Here is a 24,863-nt window from a genome sequence, read left to right as displayed (position 1 = left end):
GTGGGCGACCTGCATGGCCGGAGCGTTCTCGTAGCGGTCGACGCCGATCACCTCCGCGCCCAGGCGCGTGAGTTCGATCGCGACCTCCTTGCCCAGCTCACCGCAGCCCAGCAGCATGACGCGCGTGGAGCCGGAGGTCAGAGGGGTGCCGAGGGTTCCGGGTTCCATGCTCATGGGCCCAAGTCTTCCACACCCGTGAATGACCGACGCGCCGTGTGGTTCGGCCTCGCTATTCGATCGAATAGCGAGGCCGAACCACACGGCGCGTCGGTCATTCACGGGTGTGGAAGACTTGGGCCCATGAGCATGGAACCCGGAACCCTCGGCACCCCTCTGACCTCCGGCTCCACGCGCGTCATGCTGCTGGGCTGCGGTGAGCTGGGCAAGGAGGTCGCGATCGAACTCACGCGCCTGGGCGCGGAGGTGATCGGCGTCGACCGCTACGAGAACGCTCCGGCCATGCAGGTCGCCCACCGCTCGCACGTCGTGTCGATGCTCGACGCCGCCGGCCTGCGCGCCGTCATCGACGCGGAGAAGCCCGACGTCATCGTCCCGGAGATCGAGGCGATCGCCACGCAGGTGCTCGCCGAGGTCGAAGCGGAGGGGAACACCCGCGTGGTGCCGACGGCCCGGGCCACGCAGCTCACCATGGACCGCGAGGGGATCCGGCGGCTGGCGGCCGAGGAGCTCGGTCTGCCCACCTCCCCCTACGAGTTCGTCGAGTCCCTCGAGGAGATGGAGGCCGCGGTCGCGCGGATCGGCACGCCTTGCGTCGTCAAACCGGTCATGTCTTCCTCCGGCAAGGGGCAGTCGACGGTGAAGACCCCCGAGGACGTCCGGGCCTCCTGGAAGTACGCCCAGTCCGGTGCCCGGGCGAAGGCGAACGAGGGTGGTGCGGTGCGCTGCATCGTCGAGGGGTTCGTCGACTTCGACTACGAGATCACCCAGCTCACGGTGCGCGCCGTGAACGGCACGGTGTTCTGCCCGCCGGTCGGCCATGTGCAGGTCGATGGTGACTACCGCGAGTCCTGGCAGCCGGCCCCCATGAGCGAGGCCGCGCAGCAGAAGGCCGAGGAGGTGGCCGCCACGATCACCGAGGCGCTCGGCGGCTGGGGCCTGTTCGGTGTCGAACTGTTCGTCGTCGGCGACGAGGTGCTCTTCTCCGAGGTCTCCCCGCGTCCCCACGACACCGGACTCGTGACGATCGCCTCGCAGGACCTCACCGAGTTCGCACTCCACGCCCGGGCCGTCCTCGGGCTGCCGGTGCCCACGCCCACCGTCATCGGTGGACAGACGATCGCCGAGGGGCAGGCCGCCTCGTGCGCGGTACTCGCCGAGGGTACCGGCGTGCCGCGGTTCTCCGGGCTGCAGGAGGCCCTGGCCGTCCCGACGGCGCAGGTGCGTCTGTTCGGCAAGCCGGAGGTGGACGGTCAGCGGCGCGTGGCCGTCACCGTGGCCCGCGGCAAGACGCAGGACGAGGCGCGCGCCCGCGCCCGGGAGGCCGCCGCGGCGCTCAGGGTCGAGCTCACCTGAGGTCTTGATCACAAACCGGCCCGCGGGTTTGCGCGGGCGGCGGGAGTCCGTCTAAAGTTGATTCTCGTTCGCCGGGACACCGGCCGGACGAGTACGGGCCTATAGCTCAGGCGGTTAGAGCGCTTCGCTGATAACGAAGAGGTCAGAGGTTCAAGTCCTCTTAGGCCCACGCACCACGACGAACGGAGAGATTCGTGAAGAAGTGGTTCACCCTGACAGGCATCGCGGCAGCGGTGTTCGGCGGTGTGGGGATTCTCCTCGGACTGCGGGACAAGCGGCAGGCCGGTCACAGGGAATGGTCGCACTACACGGACACCGTGTGAGCGGCCATCAATTCCATACGGGGGTATGGCGCAATTGGTAGCGCACCTGCTTTGCAAGCAGGGGGTTAGGGGTTCGAGTCCCCTTACCTCCACCGACCGGAAGGCCGGGGCTCATCGAGTCCCGGCCTTCGTCGTGTCCGGACAAATCGGCCACATGGCCGAGGCGGTGGGTGTTTCTCGCGGCGGACGATCGGGGTATGACCTCCACGCAGGCCCCCGCCACCAGCTCACCACCCCGTGTCCCGGCCCGTGAATGGCTCGTCGCCACCGGCCTCATCGCCCTCGCGCTCGTGCCCTCCGTCGCCGGCGGCGTCCGGCTCGGCGACGTCGCCCTCGGTGTCCCGACGGAGGAGACGGCACGTTTCCACGCCGATCCCCTGCCGCTCGTGCTCCACATCCTCTCGGCCCTCGTCTTCGCACTCCTCGGCGCCTTCCAGTTCCTCCCGACCTTCCGCAGGCGTCATCTGCGATGGCACATGTTCGCCGGCCGGTACCTCCTCGTGCCCGCGGGTGTCGTCGTCGCGGCATCGGGCCTGTGGATGACCGCCGTGTACGTGTTCCCGCCGGTCGACGGGCCGGCCCTGGCCGTCTCGCGGTACGTGGTGGGCGCCGCGACGCTCGTCTTCCTCGGGCTCGCCGTGTACCGCGTGATCCGGCGGGACTTCGCGGCGCACGGTGCCTGGATGATGCGGGCCTACGCACTCGCCATGGGTGCGGGCACACAGGTGCTGACCTCGGCGCCGTTCCTCATCGCCTTCGACGCGCCCATCGAGTTCTGGCGTCTCGTGCAGATGGACGCCGGCTGGCTCCTCAACGTGATCGCCGCGGAGATCATCATCCGGCGGATGCGGTCCCGGCGCCTCGTGGGTCCGGCCGCGTGAGTAGGGTGACGGACATGCGCCCGCGGATCCGTTCGGCCTGGACCGCTCCCGCCGTGACCGTCCTCAAGGACGCGGGGCCCGTCCTCCTGGCCGAGGCCGTTCGTGCCGCTGCTGCGGGCGACGCCCTCATCTCCCCGCGGATCACCACGCGCCTGTTGGAGACCTTCGCGGGGCGCGATCCGGCCGAGGCGGGACGGTCACGGGCCCGCGAACCGTTCGAGCCCCTGTCCCCGCGTGAGGAGGACGTGGTGCGTCTGCTCGCCCGGGGGCTCACGAACACGGAGATCTGCGCGGAACTCCACCTCTCGCTCGGCACGGTGAAGACCCACATCGGTGGGATCCTCACGAAGATCGGCCTGCGCAACCGCGTCGAGGCGGCCATGTGGGTCCACGAGACCGGGCGGGTGTCGTCCGCCTGACATCGGGTGACGCGTGGGTGAATTCACCACGGAGCGCGAATGGATCGATAGCCGCCTCGGTTAAACTGGATCGCTGCCCGCGAGAGGTGGGGCGCGCCGGACGTGTCATCCCCGGCGACCCACGGCACATCTCTGGCCCGGGGCACGAAGAACACAAGTGGCACGGAGCCCTTTCTTGACGACTGCAGAACAGAACACCTCCTCCTCGACACGATCCTCACTCTCCGCCTCGATCGACCCCGCCGGCATGCGGGTCATCTGGCTGCTCCTCGTGGCCGCCTTCGTGGCGATCCTCAACGAGACGACGATGGCGATCGCCATCCCCGAGCTCAACGTCACGCTCGGGATCCCGCCGGAGCAGGGCCAGTGGCTCACCAGCGGATTCATGCTCACGATGGCCGTCGTCATCCCGACCACCGGCTTCCTGCTCCAGCGCTTCACGACCCGGCAGGTGTTCCTCGCCGCCAGCATCTCGTTCTCGCTCGGGACGCTCATCTGCCTCCTGGCCCCCGGCTTCTCGATGCTGCTCGTCGGCCGTGTCGTGCAGGCCGCGGGCACCGGTGTCATGATGCCCCTGCTCATGACGACGATGATGAATGTCGTCCCGGCGCACTCGCGTGGTCGCATGATGGGCCGCGTGGGCCTCGTCATCTCCCTGGCACCGGCAATCGGTCCGACCATGTCGGGCATCGTCCTCGACACGCTCGGATGGCGCTGGCTGTTCGGCATCGTCCTGCCGATCGCCCTCATCGCCATGGGCCTCGGCATCAAGTGGATGACGAACCTGGGCGAGACCACCCACGCGCCCATCGACGTCTTGTCGATCATCCTGTCGGCCCTCGCCTTCGGCGGCATCGTCTACGGACTCAGCCGCCTGGGCGGCGGGCACGGTGCCGAGGTCGAGGCGAGCTCCGGGACGAGCGCACTCCCGTTCCTCGTCATCGCGGTCGGACTCGTCGTCCTCGCCCTGTTCGTCCGGCGTCAGTTGGGCCTGCAGAAGAAGAACGACGCGCTGCTCGACATGCGGATCTTCCTGTCCAAGAACTTCATCGTCTCCGTCGCGATCATGTCGATCGTCGCCCTGTCGATGTTCGGCACGTTCTCCCTGCTGCCGTTGTTCCTGCAGGACGTCGTCGGCCTCGAGGCCACCCAGGCCGGTCTCGTGCTGCTGCCCGGCTCAATCCTCATGGGTCTGCTCGGTCCGGTCATGGGGCGGATCTACGACGCCCGCGGACCCAAGACCTTGCTGATCCCCGGCACGATCATGATCCTCGTGTCGATGCTCCTGTACTCGCGCGCCGACGCCTCGACGCCGGTGTGGATGCTCGCCGGGACCCAGATCGTCATGTCGCTGGGTCTCGCCGGGTCCTTCACCCCACTGTTCTCCGCCTCGCTCGGTTCGCTCGACCGGCACCTGTACTCCCACGGGTCCGCTGCGCTCAACACGCTCCAGCAGGTGTTCGGTGCCATGGGTACCGCCGTGCTCATCGGGATCTACTCCGCGCAGCTGCACGCAGGTTCGGCCCAGGGTCTCGACGCGGCGGCGGCCGGTGCCCCTGGTTCCCAGGCGGCCTTCCTGCTCGCAGCAGGCATCGCGGCCGTCGGTCTGGTCCTCGCCTTCTTCGTCGTCAAGCCGGAGGAGTCCGCGGAGGGCTCCCCCGCCGGTCACTGACGGGATCTCGCGGTTCTCGAATCACGGCCGTATGCCGTCGTCACGGTGTCCCTGCACCGTGACGACGGCATACGGCCGTGATTTCACGTGTGGGAGGCGGTCGGGCCGTCGCCTCGAGGCGTGTATCCCTCTGTCTCGGGTTCACGCTAGACGGTCCCGATTCCGCCCGCAGCGGACACACGGCGTCGTAGGCCCCGTGCCGGTATCGCGCGGGATGACGCGACGGATATGGTCGGCCAATGGCTACTCAGGAGATCACCAAGGAAAACATCGGTCAGACGATCGCCGAGAACGACATCGTCCTGTTCGACTTCTGGGCCGACTGGTGCGGCCCCTGCAAGAACTTCGCCCCCGTCTACGAGGCGGCCTCGGAGAAGAACCCGGACATCGTGTTCGGCAAGATCGACACCGAGGCCCAGCAGGAGCTGGCCGCCGCCTTCCAGATCCAGTCCATCCCGACGATCATGGCCTTCCGTGAGGGTGTGGGCATCTTCTCGGAGGCCGGCGCCCTGCCGGCCGAGGGCCTCGATCAGCTCATCGAGGGCATCAAGGGTGTCGACATGGAAGAGGTCCACGCCCAGGTCGCCGCCCAGCAGGCGGAGGCCGAGAAGGGCGAAGCTCCTCAGGGCTGAACCGAACAGCACAGCACCACACACGTCCTCGAGGGGCGGTGACCACGACCGTGGTCACCGCCCCTCGGTCGTCGACTGCCCGTTCGGCCCACCGGGACCACCCGACAGGCGGTCCTCGCCTGGTTGCTCGACTCCGACCCCGCCGTGGCCTGGCAGGTGCAGCGGGACCTGGCGGGCGCCTCGGCGGAGGTGTAGGAGACGACCCGCGACCGGACCGCCCGGGAGGGGTTCGGTGAGCGACTGCTCGATCTCCAGGACCCCGACGGACAGTGGTCCGGTGGGGCGTTCTTCCCGGTGCCGGGTTCCGCCGGGTACCCCGGTCCCGACGACCCCCGCGCCTTCCGGGAGGGCCAGCCGTGGACGGCGACGACCTGGTCGCTGAACTCCCTCCGGGAATGGGGTGTGCCCGCCCGGGCGCTCGGGGACACCGCCGACCGGTTGGAGCGCGGTACCCGCTGGGAGTACGAGGATCTACCCTTCTGGGACGGCGAGGTCGACGTCTGCATCAACGCCATGACTCTGCGCAGCGGCCTCTGGCTGGGCCGCGACATGCGGGCGAACGCCGCCTGGTTCGTCGACCACGCGATGGACGAGGGCGGTTGGAACTGCGAATGGGAGCACGGCTCGACGCGGTCCTCCGTCCACTCCACCCTCAATGCCCTCGAGGCGCTCCTGGAGTACGAACGGGTCACCGGCGACGGCTCCACCCGTGCGGTCCGCGAGGCCGGCGAGGAGTACCTGCTGGCCCGCCACCTGCTCCGACGCCGCACGACCGGCGATCCCCTCACCCCCGGTGTCGGGGTCTTCCTGCACCCGCAGCGCGCCGAGTACTCCGCCCTGCGCGCCTCGACCACTTCCGCGCCGTCCACGCCCTCGAGGGAGATCACCCCGACGCCCGCCTGGCCGAGGCCGTCGACCTCGTCCGTGCCGCCCGCCACTCCGACGGCACCTGGCACCAGGGCGGCCGCCTCGACGGGAAGGTGTGGTTCCACGACGACGCCCCACCGGGCCGCCCCTCCCGCTGGGTCACCCTGCGGGCGCTGCGGGTCCTCGACTGGTGGGACGCGTTCGTCCGGTGATCGCTCCCGAGGCGCCCTGCCCTCCGGGACTCCCCCGCGGTGGGACCTGCGGGAAGGGACCTGTGCGGAGGGTGTCCCGGGTTGCGGGGCACCTCGGCGGCGGGGTGGTCAGGAGACGGCGGTGGCGACCTGCGTGAAGGCGTCGGCGCTCGCGTGCAGGAGGCGGCGTTCGTCGTCGTCGAAGTGCGTCTCACGGATGGGGAAGGCTCCGGCCGAATTGACGATCGAGGGGACGGACAGCGCGACGCCGTCGAGACCGTGGAAGTTCTCCAGCACGGTCGAGACCGGCAGGACGGCGTGCTCGTCGCGCAGGATCGCCTCGACGATGCGGGTGGCCGACAGACCGATCGCGTGGTTGGTGGCCCCCTTGCCCCGGATGATCCGGTAGGCGGCGGTGCGGACCTCGTGGGTGATCTCGTCCATCTCCGTCCGTGTGATCGGGGCCCGGTCACCGAACCGCCAGTCCTGCAGGGGCACGCTGCCGACGGTGGCCGAGGACCACAGGGCGAACTCGGTGTCGCCGTGCTCCCCGACGATGTGGGCGTGGACGGACCGGGGCGCGACCCCCATGCGGTCGGCGAGCTTCCAGCGCAGGCGGGAGGTGTCGAGCACGGTGCCCGACGCGAAGACGCGCTCCGGCGGCAGGCCCGTGTTCCGCTGCGCGAGCATGGTGAGCACGTCACAGGGATTGGTGACGACGACGAACACGGCGTCCGGGGCCGCCTCGACGAGTTGCGGGATCATCCGTTCGAAGATCCGGGCGTTCGTGCCGATGAGCTCCAGGCGGGTCTGCCCCGGTTCCTGCTTGGCGCCGGCGGTCACGACGACCACGTGGGAACCCTCGACGATCGACAGGTCGCTGCCTCCGAGGATGTTCGAGGAACCGGTGAACATGGCGCCGTGGGCGAGGTCGAGCGCCTCGGCCTCGGCACGTTCGCCGTTGATGTCGTAGAGCGCCAGGTGGCGGGCGGAGCCACGGATGAGCGAGGCATAGGCGGTGGAGGCGCCGACGGAGCCGGCGCCGACGACGGTGACCTTGGAGTTCTCGATACGAGCCATGACACCAGTGTTCACCTCATCACCGCTGACAGGAAGGGGCCGGGGTGGGGCGGAGGCGACAGGCGGGGACCCTGCCGAGGACCGGAGGAGATCCCCCGGATGTCGGATTCGGTACAGGGATACCGCTTCCGGGGCGGAATCGTGTCCGTGCCCTGGGCTAGTCTGGCGGGTGTGACGTGAGACTCCGCTGTGGCGCTTGAGAAGGAGGGTCCGTGTCCTCGCCGTTCGACTTCAGTGAGCAGTTCGGTTCCGGTCGTCCCGGGACCTCCCGCGGTGCGCCCGGAGCGCGCCCGCAGGGATCCGGACCCCAGGGTCCGAACGGATGGAACCCCGCGGGCAGTGGTGCTCCGAGCGGTCCCGGTGGTCCCGCGGCACCCGGCGGTCGGCAGCCCGGTCCGGGCGGGTTCCGTCCCGGCGGCGCGCCCACCGGTCCTCCGGCACCCGATGTGGCCCCGACCGGGGCCACGACCGCGGTCGCCTACCCGCCCCTCGTCTTCCTCTGGGTCCTCCTCGGATGTTCCGTCCTCGGAGGCCTCCTCGCCTGGATCCTGAACGGTCCGCTCACCCTCATCGGCTGGCTCGTCGCCGGCCCCGCGGCCGTCGCGGTCCTCGGCATCTACCACCGCACCGACATCGCCCGTCGGTCCCGGCCGCTGTACGCGCGGACCGGTTCGGCGGACCTCCTGTACTGGGCCGGTCTCGTCGTGTGCGGACTCGGAGTCCTCGCCTCGGCCGTGGCCGTGGCCCTGTGGATCGGGAGGATCTGAACGGTGCGTACCCCTGTGAACCGGACCCTCCGGACCTCCATCCCCCGGACCTCTCCGCTGCGTGCGCTCACCCGGGGTGCGGCGGCGTTCGGGACGGCGCTGGCGTTCGGACTGACGGGCGCCTCGGCGGCGCCGGCCCTGGCGGCCACCGAACCCGCCCCCACGGACGGCACCACCGCCGAGGACGGCACCGGTGGTGGGGACACCTCCGGTGGGGACACGGGAACCCTGCCGGAGCGGTTCGCCTCCTGCGTCGCCGCCGGTGGGGCGGCGGACATCGTCCTCCTCTTCGACGAGTCCGGCAGCCTCACGACCACCGACCCGGACAACGCCCGGGTCTCCGCCGCCCTCCACCTCGTCGACCAGCTGGCCGAGGAGGGCGAGGAGGCGAGCGTGAACGTCGAGGTCACCGCCTTCGGGCACGGTTTCGAGGTGCTGCAGGACTGGACGGCGCTTGACTCCTCCACCGTCGAGGACGTCCGGGCCACCGTGACGGGACTGGCCGACCGGACCGGGGGCGTGGACACCGACTACTGGACGGCGCTCGACGGGGCCCGCGGCCACCTGGCCCAGCAGGCCTCGAACCGCTCGGACGTCGACAGTTGCCAGGCGATCGTGTTCTTCTCCGACGGCGAGCTCGACATCGAACCGCGCACCTCCGGGTCCGCGCAGGACGAGTACGGCACGGAGAAGCCCTACGCCGAGGGCGCGGACCTGTCCACGGAGGACGGTGCCGCCGAGGCCGCGGAGGCCGCCGAACACTCCCTGTGCCGGCCCGGCGGGCTGGCGGACCAGCTGCGGTCCTCGGAGATCGCGCTCTACGGTGTCGGACTGGGCGCCGAGGGGACCGAACCGGGCACCTTCGACCTCATGCAGTCGATCGTCACCGGGACGGATGCCGAGGGCGGTTCCACCTGTGGTGACCTCCTCGACCCCGTGCCCGGGGAGTTCCACACCGCGGAGAACATCGACGACCTGCTCATGGCCTTCGACTCGATCTCCTCCCTCGGCGACACGACGCTGGAGCAGGAGAAGGGCGTCTGCGTCGACTCGGTGTGTGCCGAGGAGGCCCACACCTTCGTGCTCGACTCCTCGACCCCGACCGTCGACGTGCTGGCGACCGTGAAGGCCGACGGCATGGAGGCCGGGATGATCGTCCCGAACGGGGACACCGTCGTCTTCGACAAGAGTGCCGTCGGGACGCCGCAGAGCGTCGACGCCGGTGGCCTCACACTCGACTACACGTGGGTGACCGAGCGGACCCTGCGGATCGCCATGGACGGCCGGGACCTGTCCGCGGACACCTACTCCGGGGTGTGGCGATTCGCCTTCATCGCACCGGACCAGGCGGCCGCGGACGCCGTCTCGAGCTCGAACATCCACATCCGCCCGGCCGTGAGGCCCGTGTGGACGAACGCGGACCCGGCCGCGCTCCACCAGGGGGAGACGCTCACCGACCAGCAGTTCGGTCTCGTCGATCCCGACGACCAGCCGCTCGACCCGGCCTCCCTCGAGGGGGATCTGCACTACACCGCGAGCTTCGTCGACGCCGCCGGCGTGCGGACCACCCTGGTCGACACGAGGGACAAGACCGCCGTCACCGATCCCGTGTCCTGGGACCTCACGAACACCGCGGCGGGCTCCGGGGTCCTGCAGATCTCCGCCCGGATCACGACCGCCGACGCGACCGACTCCGAGGGGCGGACGGTCGCCGGGACCGAACTCGCACCGGTCACCGTGACCACCGGCCAGGACATCCGGCCACCGCTCGACTACCCCGTGGTCGCGGGGTCCGTCGACTTCGGGCTCGCGAGCGGGCCCCTCGACCTCACCACCGAGGTCCCGGTCGACGGTGAGGGCTGCGTCTGGGTGCCCGCGGACGGCACGACCGTCGTCGCCGCGCCCGAGGGCTTCGAGGACGTGGCCGTCTCCTCGGCGGCCACCGGTGAGGCCGACTGCGCGTCCGGCCCCGTCGAGGTCTCGCTGAGCGACGAGGCCGAGGGCAACGGCACGATCAACGGCACGTTCACCGTGATGACGGCCTCGGCGACCGGGGACGGTGACCCGGTCCCGGTCGACGTGTCCTTCACCGCCGGGATCGAGAAGCCGCTGGACACCGTGAACTTCGGGATCGCGCTCGTCCTGGCCCTCCTCGGGGCCATCGGCATCCCGGTCGGCCTGTTGTACCTGCAGAAGTGGATGACGGCCCGGATCCCGTCCACTCCGCTCATGGTGCTCCGCACCCCCGTGCGGGTCTCCGGCGGCACCGTGCTGCGCGACGGACAGCCCTTCGACATCACCGGCTCCGACATGCGCCACACCGTGCCGATCCCGGGCAACGGGACCCGGCGGCTCGACGCCCTCGGGTACGAGCTGCGGGTGCGCACCGGTGGTTCGCCGGTGGGCACCGGCCACGTCGAGGTCACCGGTGCTCCCCTGAGTGCCGCCGTCGACGGGCGGGTCCCGGCCCGCCTGCCGCTCGCCGTCCAGGGATCCTGGTTCGTCGTCCGGCAGCCGGGCACGGATCCGGAATCGGCCGAACTCGTGGTGCTCCTCAACGGTCTGGCCGACGCCCCGGCCCGGTCCCGCCTGGTCGAGGAGATCCGTCAGAAGGCACCGCGCGTGGTCTCCACGCTCGTCGAGGCCGACGAGGTGGCCCCGCAACCGGCCATGGCCGGTGGCCCGGGATTCTCGCCGGGCGGACCGGGTGCCGGAGGCCCCGGGTTCACCCCGGGTGGTCCCGCGGGCGGACCGGGGTACTCCCCCGGCGGGCCGGGCTTCACACCCGGGGGACCGGCTGGGCCGGGGCAGGCACCGCCTCCGCAGGGTCCTCCCCCGCAGAGTCCTCCCTCACAGAGCCCACCGCCGCAGGCGCCTCGGCAGCAACCACCCCCGCCGGGTCGACCGCCCCAGACTCCCCCTCCGCAGGGTCCACCTCCGGGGAGCGGACCCCCGCCGGGAAGTGGTCCCCCACCGCAGGGCCCACCGCCCGGGAGCGGACCCCCGGCCGGGGGTGGCTGGAAGCCCTTCGGCACCTGACCCCGGTCGACCCGCACCGCGCGGTCGACCCCTCCACCGGACGACACCCCGACGACCACCCGTGACACCGCTCCCGCAGGGCGCGGCGACGAAAGGACGGACACGTGCAGAAATTCCTCGTAGTGGGCTGTGGCGGCTCCGGCGGCGAGGTCCTCGCCCGCATGATGGACCAGCTGCGCAGTGAGCTGGCGGCCGCGGGCATCGACGACCTGCCGCAGGGGTGGCAGTTCGTGCACGTGGACGTGCCGGTCGCCGCCGACACGGACATCCCCGGGATGGGGAACGTCGCGGACCAGGGTGGTGAGTACATCGGCACCGCTCCCCCGGCCGGACGCTATCCCGTCCTCGACGAGGCGGTGAGCAGCACGCTCCAGGCCAAGGACGCCCTTGACGAATTCGTCACCTGGGCCCCGCGCAACCCCGGTTCGGTGCACACCCCGATCGCACTCGGCGCCGGTCAGATGCGTTCGATCGGACGCGTCATCACGCTCAACCAGATCGGCACCGTCCGGTCCGGGCTGGAACGGGCGGTCCGGAAGCTGTACACGAACGAGGCGAACGAGGACATGGAGGCGCTCGCCCGGCAGCTGCCTGGCGCCGGCTCCTTCGACCGGGCACTGCCGCCCATGGTCCTCGTGGTCTCCTCGATGGCCGGTGGTGCCGGCGCCTCGATGGCCCTCGACGTCTGCCGCGTCCTCACCCGGATCAACGGCGTGAGCGCGGAACAGACCGCCGTCTTCCTCGTGACCCCGGACATCTTCCCGGAGACCTACCCCGGCGTGCACCCGAACGCGCTCGGCATGTTCGGCGAGATCCTCGCAGCCCAGACCACGGCCGCGCACCGCCACGACACCCGTCTGCTCGAGAGCCTGGGCCAGGCCTCCGGAGCCGACAGCGGGATCCCGTTCCGCCGCATCTTCCCTGTGGGCCGGTACCAGGGCATGGTCGACGGTGAGTCCCTGTTCGGCGACGGGTCGAAGGAGACCGTGTATCGCGGTCTGGCCCGTGGTCTCGCCGCACTCATGGCCTCCGGGCAGGCCGCCGGGTCCTTCCGCGCCTACGACCTCACCAACCGCCTCGAACCGCCGCTGCGCGAGTACCTGGGATGGGGTTCCGATCCGGGTGAGCCGCTCCTGTGGGGTGCCTTCGGCTACGGCCGTCTGAGCATGGGTCGCGACCGGTACCGCCACTACGCCTCGCAGCGCCTGGCCCGGACCGCCGTCGACCGGTTGCGGGACGGCCACCTGCAGGCGGGCAACCCCGCGGGTGCCGAACAGCAGCTGAACGCCCTGGCCGACTCCCAGTGGCCGAGCGTGCTCGCCGGTCTCGGCCTGCCGGCCGGTCCCGCACCCTCGACCCAGGCCGTCTACGACTGGTTCGCCGGGCAGGCCCTCGACCACGGACGGGTGATGAACGAGGCGCGGACCCTCCTGTCCAACCAGTTCGCCCCGGAGATCCCGCAGTCGGCCGGGCAGGCCGGGGCCTCGTGGGTGGCGATGGCCGGGCAGTTCCTGCAGTACAAGAAGCCGCTGCTCGACGGCAAGGTCGAGGACACGGCCTACCGGTGGGCCTTCGACTGGGCCCAGCGGACGGAACAGGCGGTCACGGACACGGTCGCCGGAGCCGTCGCCCAGTTCGGTCTGCCCTACGCCCGTGAGGTCGTCGACCGCGTGCGGTCCTACCTCGAGGACCACGTCGTCGCCCGTCTGCAGGAGATCGGTTCCGCCCAGTACCCCGACCTCGGCCGGGTGCCGGACGAGGTCTCGCGTGCCGCGACCGGTGTGAAGGGCACGCTCGTGGCCGGCTCCACCCACGAGGACGCGCTCACCGACGCCGTGCAGACGCTCATGGCCCGCCACACGGAGACCGCGGCCGCCGAGTACGCCGTCAGGGTCCTCCGCTCGCTCGTGTCGGACGTCCTCTCCCCGCTCGACCGGGCGCTGGAGGAGGCGAACGCGACCCTCAAGGTCGAACAGGACCGCAGTGCCGTGAAGGTCGGGCAGGCGAACGTCATCACCGACGTCTACGCGGCCTGGCCGTCCGATCAGGACCTCGCGGTCCCGGACCGGTTCGCCACCGCGGAGAACGAACTCCTCCTCACCCCCGCGGATTCCTTCGGCACCCTCTACGAATCGCATCTCTCCGGGTCCCTGCCCGGGGCGGGGTCCGCCGTCCCGCCCTTCGCCCAGGCGACCGTCCAGGCGGCCCGCCACGTGATCTCCGGACTGTGGCCGGTGGCCGACGGCGAGGACGCCCCCGGCGGCCTCGTGCGGCGGACCAGCAGGTGGGTCCCCGGGGTCTTCACCCGGGACCCCGGTTCCGGTGCCCCGATCAGCCCGAGCATCGCGCAGTACTCGCTCGGTCTGCGTCCCGTGGCGCTCCGGGAACGGGCACTGGAATACGTGTCCCGGCGCGGCGAGGCCTTCGAGGGCTTCTGCTCCCTGTCCCTCACCGACTGGGTGCGGGGTCTCGACGGGGCGGGTGCCCAGGAGGTCGCCGGTCGCAAGCAGGAACTCCTGTCGAAGTTCCGGGAGACCCTCACCTACGCACTGCCGCTGGCCTCCGTCGATCCGCAGATCGTCGCGAAGATCCACGGCGGCAAGGCCGTGCAGTACCGCTACAAGTTCTCCACCGTCCCCTTCGCCGACGACCCGGCCCTCGTCGGGTCCCTCGAGGAGGCGCTGCAGCGCAACCCGAGCATCGATCCGATGGCGGTCGAGGTGCTCGACCGGGCCCTGGCCGGGGGGCAGGACGCCGCCGGGATCACCCGGATCGACGTCTTCGGCTCCTACGACAACTTCACCCCCATCGCCTTCGGTGGGGTGCTCCGCCGGGTGTCGAAGGTGTGGAACGCCCGGGCCGACGAGGTCCAGAGGGAGGACTTCTGGACCTTCCGGCGCTCGCGTCCCCTGCCGGCCTCGCTGCCGATGGCCGATGCCGAGCGGCAGGCCCTCGTGGCCGGGTGGTACGTCGCCCAGCTCACCGGAGGGCTGCGGATCCCCGGGGCCCGGGACCTCGCGACCCCGGTGCAGGTGTGGGACCGCAAGCACTCGACCTGGGTGTCCTTCCCACACCCGCTGCTCACACCCCCGGAGCGGTTCGTCGGGTCGACCTTCGACTGGCTGCCGGCGGTGCTCGAATCGGTCCTCCTGGCCGTCATGGAGGCCCACCACGAGCCGGTGCTCAGCTCCATGCGGCCCTATCAGGCCCTGCGCGAGACCTTCGACGAGACCCCGCAGGGCCCCCGCCAGGGACTCTCGGTGCTCTCCGCGGAGGACCTGTTCGTCACCTGGCTGCGGGACGGCACGACGCCCAGCGGCGAACCCTCCCGGGCCCACGGGGCGGACCTCCAGGAGCGCTACGACAACGCGCTCGACTTCCTCACGAAGGTCCACGACTTCGCCGCCTCCCGGGTGTCGAACACCGAACCGGGTGGCACCGCGCCGCGCGGTGGGATCGTGCCCAACCGCCGGGAGGGCACGCGGACGCCGTTCTTCAACGACCTCGCCCGTGACATCGTCGCCGTCACCGCCGAGTTGCGGAAGGTCCTCGAGACCGCGAAGGAGGAGGCCGAGCGGGCGCCCGGGACCTCCACCGGTGACGCCCCGATCGCCGACCTGGGGAACTTCTGATGACCGATCAGCTCACCGTCCTCGTCGCCCCGCGGTCGCTGGCCGCCCTCGGGGAGACCCTGCGCGACTGGGTCCACGGGGACCTCGTCGGCCCCTACGTGTGGGTCACCGCCGAGGCGGTCGTCGACCGGGCCGTCCCCATGGCCTTCGTCGACGACCAGGGGGCGGCCCATCACGCGGACCTCACCGTGCTCGCCGGGACGCGGGCCTACTCCCGGGTCCGGATCCTCGAGCTCGTCGACCTCGACTCCCCGGACTCCGCGCGTCGGGCGCTGAGCGAGACCTCGGCCGGTGCCCGTGTGTGGGAGCGGCTCAACCAGACCTTCGGCGGGGTGCCCGTCGTCCCGGTCCGGGTCCTCCTCACGACCGACGGATCGGACGCCTCGGTACCGGCACCGCGGGACCACGGGTGGAACCACGTGCTCGTGTCCCCCGAGGACACCGCCTCCCCCGGCGTCGGGTACTCCCCGATCGACGGTTCCGATCCCGGGCGCCTCGTCGTGCAGCGTGCGGCCCAGGTCGCCGCGCTCGGCGGTCTGTGGGCCGGTGTCGAGGAGTCCCCGGTCGACGCGCTCGCCGCCGAGGGCGGGAGCGGGGTGCGCATCAGCCGTGCCTTCTTCCGCCGGCTCACCGGTGAGGACGTCGAGGCGGGTCTCCGCGCCTCCCTGTTCGACCTGTCGACCGAGTACCCCCGTCCCCACCCGCGGGTGGGGCGGACCATCGACGTCGAGGCGCCCGTCGCCGCGGCCGGGCACGCGGCGAACACCGTGTGGCAGGCCTTCGGGCACCTCCTCCAGGGTCCGCGTGAGCAGGTCCCGGCCTCCCGGTCGGAGGAGGTGGGCTTCGGCGAGGCCCTGCGGATGTTCTTCTCCTTCGTGTGGGCCGCCCTGCGGGGTGCCCCGGCGGCCTGGGCCCGGAACCTCGTGGGCCGGACCAAGTCCTCGATCGCCACCTCGGTGCAGCACTTCGTGTTCGGGATCGACCGGTCCGCTTACACCGTCGTCGTCGACGGCCACCGGGCCGACGGGTCCCCGGCGGCCTGGCAGGACATCCAGTCCGCCTCGGGCGCGATCGCCCGGTCGCTGCCCGAACACGGTCAGCCCGTCCGGGAGGACCACTCGGCCCTGTGGCGGGAGTTCGTCCACGGCGGTCTCACCCTCGCCGATGCCGGCGACCGCAGTTCCGTGCTGCCGGCGATCGAGGTCGGCGGGCAGCGGGCCGTCATCCGGGACCCGGAACAGATCGCACCCTCCGACGCCGAGAGGTTCCCGGCCCTGTCCGGGGCACTGGGCGCGAGCATCGGTGCGACGCAGCCGGTCCGCAGCGTCGACGTGTTCCAGGTCAACGCACTGGGATCCCGTCTGCAGGCGGAGGCCGGACGCGGCAGTGCCACCTCGCACGACGCGGCCGGCGCCTTCTCGAGGCTCGCGGCCTGGCGGGAGCGGACCGCCGGGTCCTACGTCAACCAGTTCGGTGAGATCCTCGCCCAGGCCCTGTTCGGCCGCCAGGCCGAACTGTCCGGGATCCTCTCCCGGCTGCAGGAGGCCGCCCGCCCCGACGAGGCCGCGGACCGGCGCCTCGCCGAGGTGCAGAAGCGTCTGAGCATGCACCTGCTCGGCTGGTCGATCGGGTTCTTCCTCGCCATCGCCGCGGTCGTCGTGCTGTGGAGCCTCGGGGTGTTCGGTTGGGGCTGGGGTGTGGGTCTGCTCGTCGGGCTCGTCCTGTCCTGGATCCTCACGGGTTTCCTCGTGTTCTTCCGTGGGCAGCAGGAGACCTTCCGGATCCTCCACCGGCGGCGGGAACTCCTCGGCGCCGCGGAGGTCGACCGGGCCAACCTCACACACGTGATCACCGACATCGACCGGTTGTCCGACGTCTACGGGCAGTACCTCGTGTGGTCGGACGTCCTGGGCCGCTTCCTCCGGCATCCCTTCGGTTCGCGCTGGACCGTCGGGACGGCCGGCGGTGCCGAGTTCACCGACCTGCCCCGGGGTACCGCCCAGGCCCGGGTGAGCCCCGGGGACGAGGTCGTCGACGAGGCCGCCCACGTCCTCCGCCACGACCTGTTCCCCGTCGGTTGGCTGTCCGAGCAGTGGACCTCCTTCCTCGCCCAGGCACCGGGTCTCCTCGGGCCCGCCGGGATGGAGATCGCCCAGGACCCACGGCAGCTGTACCGCATGCGGGCCGGTGCCCGGGACGGCCTGCTCCACGCCTGGTTGCAGGCCCTCGACACCACCGGCACCGATCCCGCGATGGGTGACGCCATGTGGGAGCGGGCCAAGTCGCGGCTGGCCGCACCCGACCGGCAGGAGCTCACCTCCCGGCTCCTCGGGTCCGCCCGGACGGCCGAGGGTACGGCGGTGCCCGTCGAGTCCTTCTTCGGTCGGGTGGGCGTGGCCGCGGCCGCCGACCTCATGAACGCCTCGTACCTCTCCGCCACGGCCCGGGGCCGCTCGGCGCAGGCCGTCGACCAGGAGTTCGTCCGCACCCGCTCGGTGGGCCTCGGACGGGGGACGGTGCACGTCCAGCTCACGGCCCCCGTCGAGATCCAGCACTTCGACTTCTTCACGACCGGTGCCCGCACCACCGGTACCGACCCGGACGTCCCGGCGACACCACCGGCCACACCCTTCGGTGACCTCGACTTCTGAGGCCCGGACCCTCCCAGGAGCGCACATGCAACACACACCCGACGGACGTCCCGGACCCGACCGCGTGCCCCCGCCGCCGGTCGTCGAGGACGGTCCCGTGCCGCCTCCGCCGCCCCCTGTTCCGGCGGCGGGGTCCGTGCCGCCCCCGCCGACGGGGTCGGTCCCGCCGCCCCCGGGAGGGGACGTGCCGCCCCCGCCACAGGCCCCCCGCGCTCCCGAGGCGCCGGCCGAGGGCGCCTCGGACGCGGACTCCGTTCCCGCCCCGGAGTCCTCCGGGACGACCGGGGAGTCCTACGACGGCGTGACCTTCGCGGCCTTCCAGTACGGCGAACAGCCCGAGGCGGTCGACCTCACGGTCGTGCCCGGCCCCGGTGGGACCCGCCTGGTGTGGCCGGCGGCGGACGGCGCGGGTTTCTACCGGGTGGTGTTCTCCGACGCGGAGGTCCCCTACTCCCCCGACGACGCCGAGGAACTCACGGTCACCGACGGGACCGACGCGCTCGACCGGGTCGAGCCCTCCGCGGCGGTCCGGTACTACCAGGTGTGGTTCTACCGCGGGGAGGACATCTACCGCGCACGCCTGGAACAGCCCACGGTGCACGCGACTGGCACGCTCATCAACGCGGTCGTCGACCCCTCGGTGACGGTCGACGGACCACAGGTGATCGCCGGCTGGCGGGTGCTGCCCGGCACCCGGCGGGTCCACGTGAACCGGGCCCTGCCGCGGGAGGCGGCCCGCGGGATCGGGCGTCCGGAGTTCCGGATCCTCGGCGGGTCGACGAACCTCAGCGGATTCGTCGACACCGGGGTCGAACCCGGCTCGTCCTACGTCTACCAGTTCCGGACCGAGGTCGAGGTCCACGGGACGACCATGCTGTCGGACCCGGTGACCCGGCGGGTCGAGGTCCCCTTCGCCCTCCAACCGGTCACGGATCTGTCGGTGCAGTTGCACGAGGAGGGTCACCAGCCGACCTTCGACCTGCGGTGGACCGCACCGAAGGGCGGGGAGGCCCGGATCTTCCGGACCGAGCGTCCGCCCATGGCCGGTCTCACCGACCGGGCGATCTCGCTCGGTGCCCTCGACGACGCGGCCCGACTGGACGCCGACAGTTGGATCAACCGGCCGGTGGAGGACGCGGGCGACGGCACCGTCGTCATGCCGGGTGTGCCCTGGCCGGAGTCGTGGACCCGGGCGTACTTCACGGTCGTCGTCGTCCACGGGGACGAGGCGTTCGTCGGCAACACCGTCAATCAGGTCCGGACCCGTCCCGTCACGTACCCGCGGGTGGCCGAGAGGGTGGGCCGCAAGGTCGTCACGTTCCACTGGCCCGAGGGCGCGGACGTCGTGCGGGCCTACGTGGGTGGGACCGGGAGCACCTTCGACGAGGTCCGCGACCAGACCCCGGCCGCGGAGATCGACCTCGACGAGTACCGGCACCTGGGCGGTATGCAGTTGCCCGGCGACGGGTACCTGCAGGACGGCGCGACCCTGCACCTCGTCGCGAGCATGTTCGACCAGGGGCGCAGCATCGACTCGTCCCCCGTGGCGGTCGAGGTCGAACCGCTGCTCATCCTCGGGTACCGGGTCCAGGTGAAGAAGTCCTTCCTCGGGCGGCCGACGGCGACCGTGTGGCCCTTCGCCCGACTCGGCGACTTCCCCCAGCAGATGGGCTTCGTCCTCGTGTACAACCGGGACCACCTGCCGCTCACCCGGCACGACGGCACACCCCTGTCGGTGGTGCCCGACGGTGACGAGGGGCAGGCACAGCCGACCCCCACCTTCCTCGCCCCGGCACTCCCCTCCGAGGCGAACCTGGCCTCCGGGTACGCCTGGCGGGTCCACCAGGACACCTGGGACCGGACGGTCGACGGTGGTTACCTCCGGGTGTTCGTCGATCTCGATCCGGCCTGGCTGCGGCGGGTGGCGCTCGTCGATCCGCCGATGGAGGAGCTGTACCTCGGCGCGCCCACCGGTGGCACCGGCGGTACCGGGTGGTTCGGACGGGGTCGCCGTGGCTGAGACGACGGGGATCCCGGAGACGACCGCGCTGCCCCAGCACTACGAGGCGGGCGGCCGGTGGACGCAGTTGACCTACGCCTCCTTCGACAGCGGCTCCGGGTCCTCCGGTGGCTGGCAGGTCAAGGACGTGACCGGTGACCCCGACGGGTCCGCCGTCGAGGCGCTCCGCCGGGAGGTCGTCACCTCCTTCGACCACCACGGGAAGGTCCCCGACTTCCCGTCGGCCGCCGAGATCGCGGCCCTCCCCCGGCGTTTCGCCTACCGTCCCCTGCCCGGCGGTGAGAGTGCCGTCCTCGTCCACGCGGTGATGGCGGGCAACGACAGCACGGGACGTCCGGGCAACATCTACAGCCACGTCGCCCGGGTGGACGAGCCCACGGGGACCTGGCGTCCGACGGACCTGTGGCGCTCGCCCGTGTTCGCCACCCCCTACGGTGTGCGGTCGGTGCTGGCGACGGAGATCGGACCGGATCCCACGGACCATCCCGGTGTCGTCCCGGGGGACCAGGGGGAGGGCGCCGGGGTCCCCGCGGCGTACCAGCGGATGAAGGACCCATCCCGTCACGACCTGTTGGCCGCTCTCCTCGACGGACTGCAACAGGCCGTCCGGACGGGTGTGCCGGTCGTCCTCGCCTGCGACGACCAGGACGCAGCGGCGGACCTGCTCGGGACCGCTCTCACCCTCACCTCTCCCCGGGTGGCCCGGCGGATCGGGTTCTCACTCTACGAACGGGCCTCCGCGCTGCCGCGACTCGTCGGATCCGGACTCCACCTGGTCGTCGTGCCGGAGGCCGAGGCCGGGGCAGCGGCCGAGGACGGTCGGTTCACGGTCCTCACCCGGGAGTCCGGGTCGTCCGCGGCCGGGACCGGTTCCTGGGCCCGGACGTTCCGCGGTCTCGTCGTCGACCTGGGGGTCCTGTGGGAGGTCGTCTGGCGGCTCCTCACCGAGGACACGACGCTCGCGGCCGAGGACCTCGACGGACTCGACCCGGCCTGGCCGATGGCCATGAGCGTCCGCCGGAGTCCCGTCTCCGGAGACGTGCGGGACCTCGTCGGGGCGACGGTCCGGGAATCCGCCCCGCCCTCGGCGGAGGCCTCCCGTGACCACAGTGCCCTCCTCGGTGCCGCGATCGCCGAGGTGAGCGGCGCCTCGCCCGCGGAGAAATGGGAGGAACTGTCCGGGCTCGCGGCTCGTGGTGGTGCCGGGGGGCTGGACTACGCGCTCCGGGCCGACCAGTACGTCGCCGCGGCACTCCGGAGCGTCCACGACTCCGCGTGGTTGCCCGTCCACCTCGACCGCGTGCCCGATCCGGCCCGCCGAGCCACGACGGAACGCGACACGGTGGACCGGGTGGCCGAGGGGGTCCTCACGGGGCTGCTGGGAGAGGCGGGAACCCTGCCCGATCCCGGACTCGGGGTGCGCGTACTCGCGACCGTCGACTTCCTGATCCGCTGCGGGATCGTCGATCCGTCCCGCGTCCACCCCGCCACGGAGGAACCGGGAGCGCGCCTCGACGCCGATCCGATCGGGGTCCGGATCGAGGAACTCCTCGCCTCCTCCGCCGTCCGGGTCCTCGCGAGGAACCCGGAGGCCCTCGCCGAGGACCCGGCCGGCCGCATCGGTACGGACACCCGAGCCCTCGTCCTGCGGGCCATGAACCAGGCGCCGTGGACGACCGCGGACCTGCGGCCGTCCCTCGACGCCCCGGCCGCGGCCACGACCCTTCTCGACTGGGTCCTCGGTGCGGATCCGTGGCCGGCGCCGGTGGCCCGGGCCTGGCGTTCCGAGCGGGTGGACCTCGGACCGGCGGACTTCCTCGTGGCGGTCCGCCGGAGACTGCGCACCGGTGAGGACTCGGCGGACTCGACCCTGTTCGTCCACCTGCCCCGGTACGTCGGTGATTTCGGGACCCTGCGGGCCGACGGTGCGTACTCGACACTCGTCGACGGACTCCGGCCCTCACTCACGGCCTTCCTCGACCTGCAGGACCATCATCCCGGGTGGCTCGGCGACTGTGGCGCCCGCCAGTGGCTGTTCACCCATCGGGCCTGGGAGGACCGGCTGGACCGGCTGATCGGTTCGGTCGGTCCGGAGGCCCGCTACGACCAGGGGGTGGCGTACCTGCGTCGGGGTGCCCACGCGGTGGTGGCCTCCGGACGGGCCTCGATGGATCCCGTCTCGCTGCTCGACTGGGCGGCGTGGACGTCGGATAACTGCGAACCGGCACCGGTGGTCCTCCGGGAACTCGCCCCGGCCGTTCTCGCGGCCGGGTTCTCCCTGATCGCCGTCGGTGGTCCGCTGGGTCCGGCGCCGTCCGCGCAGGTCCACACCCCGAATTTCGTCCCCGATCCCGCCGGTCTCCTGCGGCTGCTCACCACCTGCGCGCGCGCCGGCGTGGACACGGGGGCCCTCGTGGCCGCCGGGCGGGCGTACATCGGGGTTCCCGGCCTCATGGACTCCGCACTCGTCACACTCGTCCTCGTCGAGGACGAAGGGATGACGAAGGACGGCCGGATCCCGGAGGAGCTCGAACGGGTCGTGGGGCTGGGACCGGCCGAGGGGGACGGCCGCACCCCCTTCGTCCACAGCGTCCTCACGACGCTGATCGAGGACTCGGACCGCAAGGAGACCGAGACCCGGGTCGTCGAACAGGCCTGGGCGATCGCCTGCCGGATCCTCGGGGACGACCCGGCGGACGAGACCGAGTTCAAGCGGTTCCGCAAGGAGGCGCTGCGGACCCTGGCCGGTCTCCGGTCGCGCGGACGCGGCGTGTTCGGCAGACTCACCGGGGGCGCCAGGCGCTCCACGGACCGTGAAGCGTAAGGGAGAGAACTGATGCCCACCTATGTGCTCGACTCCGACGGTCGGCTCGACCTGCCGGCGGGACAGGTGTCGCTCACCTGTCAGCCCATGCCCGCGCAGGCGCGCGTCGTGGCGCTCGACGACGGGGGACACGAGATCCCGGAGGTCGTCCAGCAGCTGCCCTCGGGCACCGTCGTGCTGCGTGGGGTCCCGCAGCGTCTCCGCCTGGGCGTCGTGTCGACCGGTGGCGCCTTCCCCGCCGGTTCGGTCCTGCGTCTCGGGATCCGGGTGAACGCCGGTCTGGGGCGTGCCCCGGACGACGTGACGGTCGCCGAGGAGATCGATCTGAGCGGCGAGACCCGGCACGGACTCCTGGTCGTCGACACCGTGCCGGCCGGGGCGAGCGGTCCCGGCAGTGGGGAGAAGGTCCGCCTCGAGGCCGACTGGGTCGACGCCGGGGAGGGCCCGGGTGCCGGTTCCTCGCTCGACCTGCCGCCCCTGGCCCGGGAGGCCCGCACCCGCGCGGTCGCGGCCCTCGGTTCGGACCGTGAAAGGGGTGTGGGTGGCGGTGTCCATCTCCTCGTCGACGCCTCGGCGTCCGCGGCGGCCCTGCCCGACACCGCGATCACGGGACTCGTCGACGTGTTCTCCGGGATCGCCTCGGCGATGGCGGAGACCCTCACCGTCTCCCTCGTCGACACCCGGGTCCACCCCGTGAGTGCCGAGGACCCGCAGGAGCTCGCCGCCGCGGTGCTCGCGGCGCGGCGGGCCCACCCCTCGACCTCGCGGTTCGACCCGGCCGCGGTCCGGGACGGACTGAGCGCCCGCGCCGCCGGTGCGGGCTCGCCCGCGCCCCGGTCGACGGGCCCGCTGTTCGTCTACGCACTCACCGACCGCGGGATCGCCGACCCCCGGTCCTCGGTCGGTGACGTGGAACCGACCCGGGTGTGGCCGGTCGTCCTCGTCCCGGCCCAGGGGGTCCACGAGCTCGACGCCGCGACGTGCACGCCGGTCGACGCATGGCGCCCCGGTGGGGTCCCGGGTCTCGTGGAGCCGACCGCCACCGCGGAACTCGACTCCCTGGTGACGGGCCTGTTGCAGCCCGCCCGCGCCCTGTTGACGGAAGGTGCCTCCCGATGAGCAAGTGCCCCATGTGTTTCGAGGAACTGCCCGTGGACTTCCACGCCTGGGAGCTCTCGGGGACCGGACAGGCCCCCACCCGGTCCGATCTCGCCAGTGAACTCAGCGGCTACGAGGTGCGGATGGAGGCGGTCCTCACGGACCGTCGGGATCCCCAGGACCCGAACTGGCAGCCCGGTGTCGAGGCGGCCCGCGCCCGGTACGGGGTGCCGGAGAACTTCGTCACCGAGGGGGAGATCTGCCCCCAGTGCTCCTACCGGTTGCCGGCCCACTGGCGGGAGTCGACGGTCACGTGCATCGCCATGAGCGGTGCCCGGTGGTCGGGCAAGAGCCTGTACATCGCGGTCCTCGTCAAGGTGTTGGGGCAGTACCTCACGGCTCTCGGGTCGTCCCTCGTACCGGTCACCGACTACACCGCGCGGACCTATGCGAGCGACTACGAGGCGCCCCTGTTCCGTGAGATGGAGATGATGCAGGCGACCCCGCGGACGGAGAACCACCGCAAGGAACCGCTCATCTTCAGCATGGGGTTCATCGGGGGCAAGCGGCAGTTCCTGGTCCTCCGCGACGTCGCCGGGGAGGAACTTGAGAACCTTCCGGAGCGGACCACCCACCTGGGCTTCCTGTCCCGGGCAGACGGGATCGTGTTCATGTTCGACCCCCTGAGCGTCGACAAGATCCGGCGTCGCCTGCAGGGTCTGATCCCCGAACAGGAAGGCGCACCGGGCAGTGCGATGACGGTGCTCCACAACCTCCAGGTCCTCAGTGAGGGCAATCTGGGCACCACCCGGTTCGCCGTCACGCTCGCCAAGTTCGACGCCCTCCAGGCACTGCGTGACGTGAAGGACGCCGAGTGGAGCGTCATCATGGCGAACCCCGGTGCCGGGTTCATGCGCGAGAACCGGATCGAGGAGGGATTCGACCCTGTCTCCAGCCTGCTCGTCCACGAGGAGGTCCGCGCCCTGCTCGGCGAGCTCGGGGGCGAGGAGATCGTCAACCAGGTGCGCAACCCGCACTCCGGCAGGCGTCTGGCCCACCGGTTCTTCGCGGTCTCCAGTCTGGGCGACGCACCCCAGGGCAAACGTGTGAGCGGACGTGGGATCTCCCCGTTCCGGGTGCTCGACCCGGTGCTGTGGATCCTGCGGGAGGCCGGGAGTCTCTGAGGGGTCGCCCTCGGGAGCGGACCGGAGAGAGCGGGACCGTGAGCGGGTAC

At 71.6% G+C, this 24,863-nt stretch carries 15 protein-coding genes, 2 tRNA genes and 1 pseudogene; 17 read left to right on the top strand and 1 reads right to left on the bottom strand.

Features of this window, described 5'->3' with window-relative positions; all coding sequences use genetic code 11:
- Positions 1–300 precede the first annotated feature (300 nt).
- From purT to AAD496_RS00385, 9 genes and pseudogenes are all read left to right on the top strand, one after another.
- Positions 301–1,533 (top strand): formate-dependent phosphoribosylglycinamide formyltransferase, encoded by a 1,233-nt coding sequence (gene purT / locus AAD496_RS00425; RefSeq protein WP_349826648.1) that lies wholly within the window; start codon positions 301–303, stop codon positions 1,531–1,533.
- A 95-nt stretch (positions 1,534–1,628) separates the two neighbouring features.
- Positions 1,629–1,702, top strand: a tRNA-Ile gene (locus tag AAD496_RS00420).
- A 25-nt stretch (positions 1,703–1,727) separates the two neighbouring features.
- Positions 1,728–1,856 (top strand): hypothetical protein, encoded by a 129-nt coding sequence (locus tag AAD496_RS00415; RefSeq protein WP_349826646.1) that lies wholly within the window; start codon positions 1,728–1,730, stop codon positions 1,854–1,856.
- A 19-nt stretch (positions 1,857–1,875) separates the two neighbouring features.
- A tRNA-Ala gene (locus tag AAD496_RS00410) sits at positions 1,876–1,948 on the top strand.
- Positions 1,949–2,053: 105 nt separating this feature from the next.
- Positions 2,054–2,737: a DUF2306 domain-containing protein gene (locus AAD496_RS00405; protein ID WP_349826645.1), complete on the top strand. Its 684-nt coding sequence runs from the start codon at positions 2,054–2,056 to the stop codon at positions 2,735–2,737.
- Between the two features lie 14 nt (positions 2,738–2,751).
- Positions 2,752–3,156: a helix-turn-helix transcriptional regulator gene (locus AAD496_RS00400; RefSeq protein ID WP_349826644.1), complete on the top strand. Its 405-nt coding sequence runs from the start codon at positions 2,752–2,754 to the stop codon at positions 3,154–3,156.
- A gap of 247 nt (positions 3,157–3,403) precedes the next feature.
- On the top strand, positions 3,404–4,828 hold the full coding sequence (locus AAD496_RS00395) for an MDR family MFS transporter (protein ID WP_349826649.1): 1,425 nt from the start codon (positions 3,404–3,406) through the stop codon (positions 4,826–4,828).
- A gap of 239 nt (positions 4,829–5,067) precedes the next feature.
- A complete protein-coding gene (gene trxA, locus AAD496_RS00390; protein ID WP_349826643.1) occupies positions 5,068–5,460 on the top strand; it encodes a thioredoxin in 393 nt (130 codons plus the stop codon).
- A 75-nt stretch (positions 5,461–5,535) separates the two neighbouring features.
- A pseudogene (locus AAD496_RS00385) lies at positions 5,536–6,539 on the top strand (squalene cyclase).
- Positions 6,540–6,647: 108 nt separating this feature from the next.
- Here the strand turns inward: AAD496_RS00385 and AAD496_RS00380 are convergent.
- A complete protein-coding gene (locus AAD496_RS00380) occupies positions 6,648–7,598 on the bottom strand; it encodes an L-lactate dehydrogenase (RefSeq protein ID WP_349826642.1) in 951 nt (316 codons plus the stop codon).
- Between the two features lie 212 nt (positions 7,599–7,810).
- Here AAD496_RS00380 and AAD496_RS00375 point away from each other — a divergent pair, with 212 nt between their 5' ends.
- The 8 genes from AAD496_RS00375 (at position 7,811) to AAD496_RS00340 (ending at position 24,813) form a co-directional block, all read left to right on the top strand.
- Positions 7,811–8,365: a hypothetical protein gene (locus tag AAD496_RS00375; protein ID WP_349826641.1), complete on the top strand. Its 555-nt coding sequence runs from the start codon at positions 7,811–7,813 to the stop codon at positions 8,363–8,365.
- A 3-nt stretch (positions 8,366–8,368) separates the two neighbouring features.
- Complete coding sequence (locus AAD496_RS00370; protein ID WP_349826640.1) at positions 8,369–11,404, top strand: vWA domain-containing protein; 3,036 nt, start codon at positions 8,369–8,371, stop codon at positions 11,402–11,404.
- A 104-nt stretch (positions 11,405–11,508) separates the two neighbouring features.
- Entirely contained in the window at positions 11,509–15,036 is a 3,528-nt protein-coding gene (locus AAD496_RS00365) for a tubulin-like doman-containing protein (RefSeq protein WP_349826639.1), read from the top strand.
- Entirely contained in the window at positions 15,036–17,687 is a 2,652-nt protein-coding gene (locus AAD496_RS00360) for a hypothetical protein (RefSeq protein ID WP_349826638.1), read from the top strand. Before AAD496_RS00365 ends, AAD496_RS00360 begins: the two co-directional genes overlap by 1 nt.
- A 184-nt stretch (positions 17,688–17,871) precedes the next feature.
- Positions 17,872–19,707: a SaeA-related protein gene (locus AAD496_RS00355; protein ID WP_349826637.1), complete on the top strand. Its 1,836-nt coding sequence runs from the start codon at positions 17,872–17,874 to the stop codon at positions 19,705–19,707.
- Complete coding sequence (locus AAD496_RS00350) at positions 19,700–22,531, top strand: GAP1-N2 domain-containing protein (protein ID WP_349826636.1); 2,832 nt, start codon at positions 19,700–19,702, stop codon at positions 22,529–22,531. Before AAD496_RS00355 ends, AAD496_RS00350 begins: the two co-directional genes overlap by 8 nt.
- A gap of 12 nt (positions 22,532–22,543) precedes the next feature.
- Positions 22,544–23,650: a hypothetical protein gene (locus AAD496_RS00345; RefSeq protein WP_349826635.1), complete on the top strand. Its 1,107-nt coding sequence runs from the start codon at positions 22,544–22,546 to the stop codon at positions 23,648–23,650.
- Positions 23,647–24,813, top strand: coding sequence for a hypothetical protein (locus AAD496_RS00340; protein WP_349826634.1), 1,167 nt, complete (start codon positions 23,647–23,649; stop codon positions 24,811–24,813). The genes AAD496_RS00345 and AAD496_RS00340 overlap by 4 nt, the downstream gene beginning before the upstream one ends.
- Positions 24,814–24,863: the final 50 nt, after the last annotated feature.

This window comes from Brevibacterium litoralis, from assembly GCF_040212315.1.
Taxonomy (GTDB): Bacteria; Actinomycetota; Actinomycetes; order Actinomycetales; family Brevibacteriaceae; genus Brevibacterium; species Brevibacterium litoralis.
This window is presented reverse-complemented; position numbering and strand designations above follow the sequence as displayed.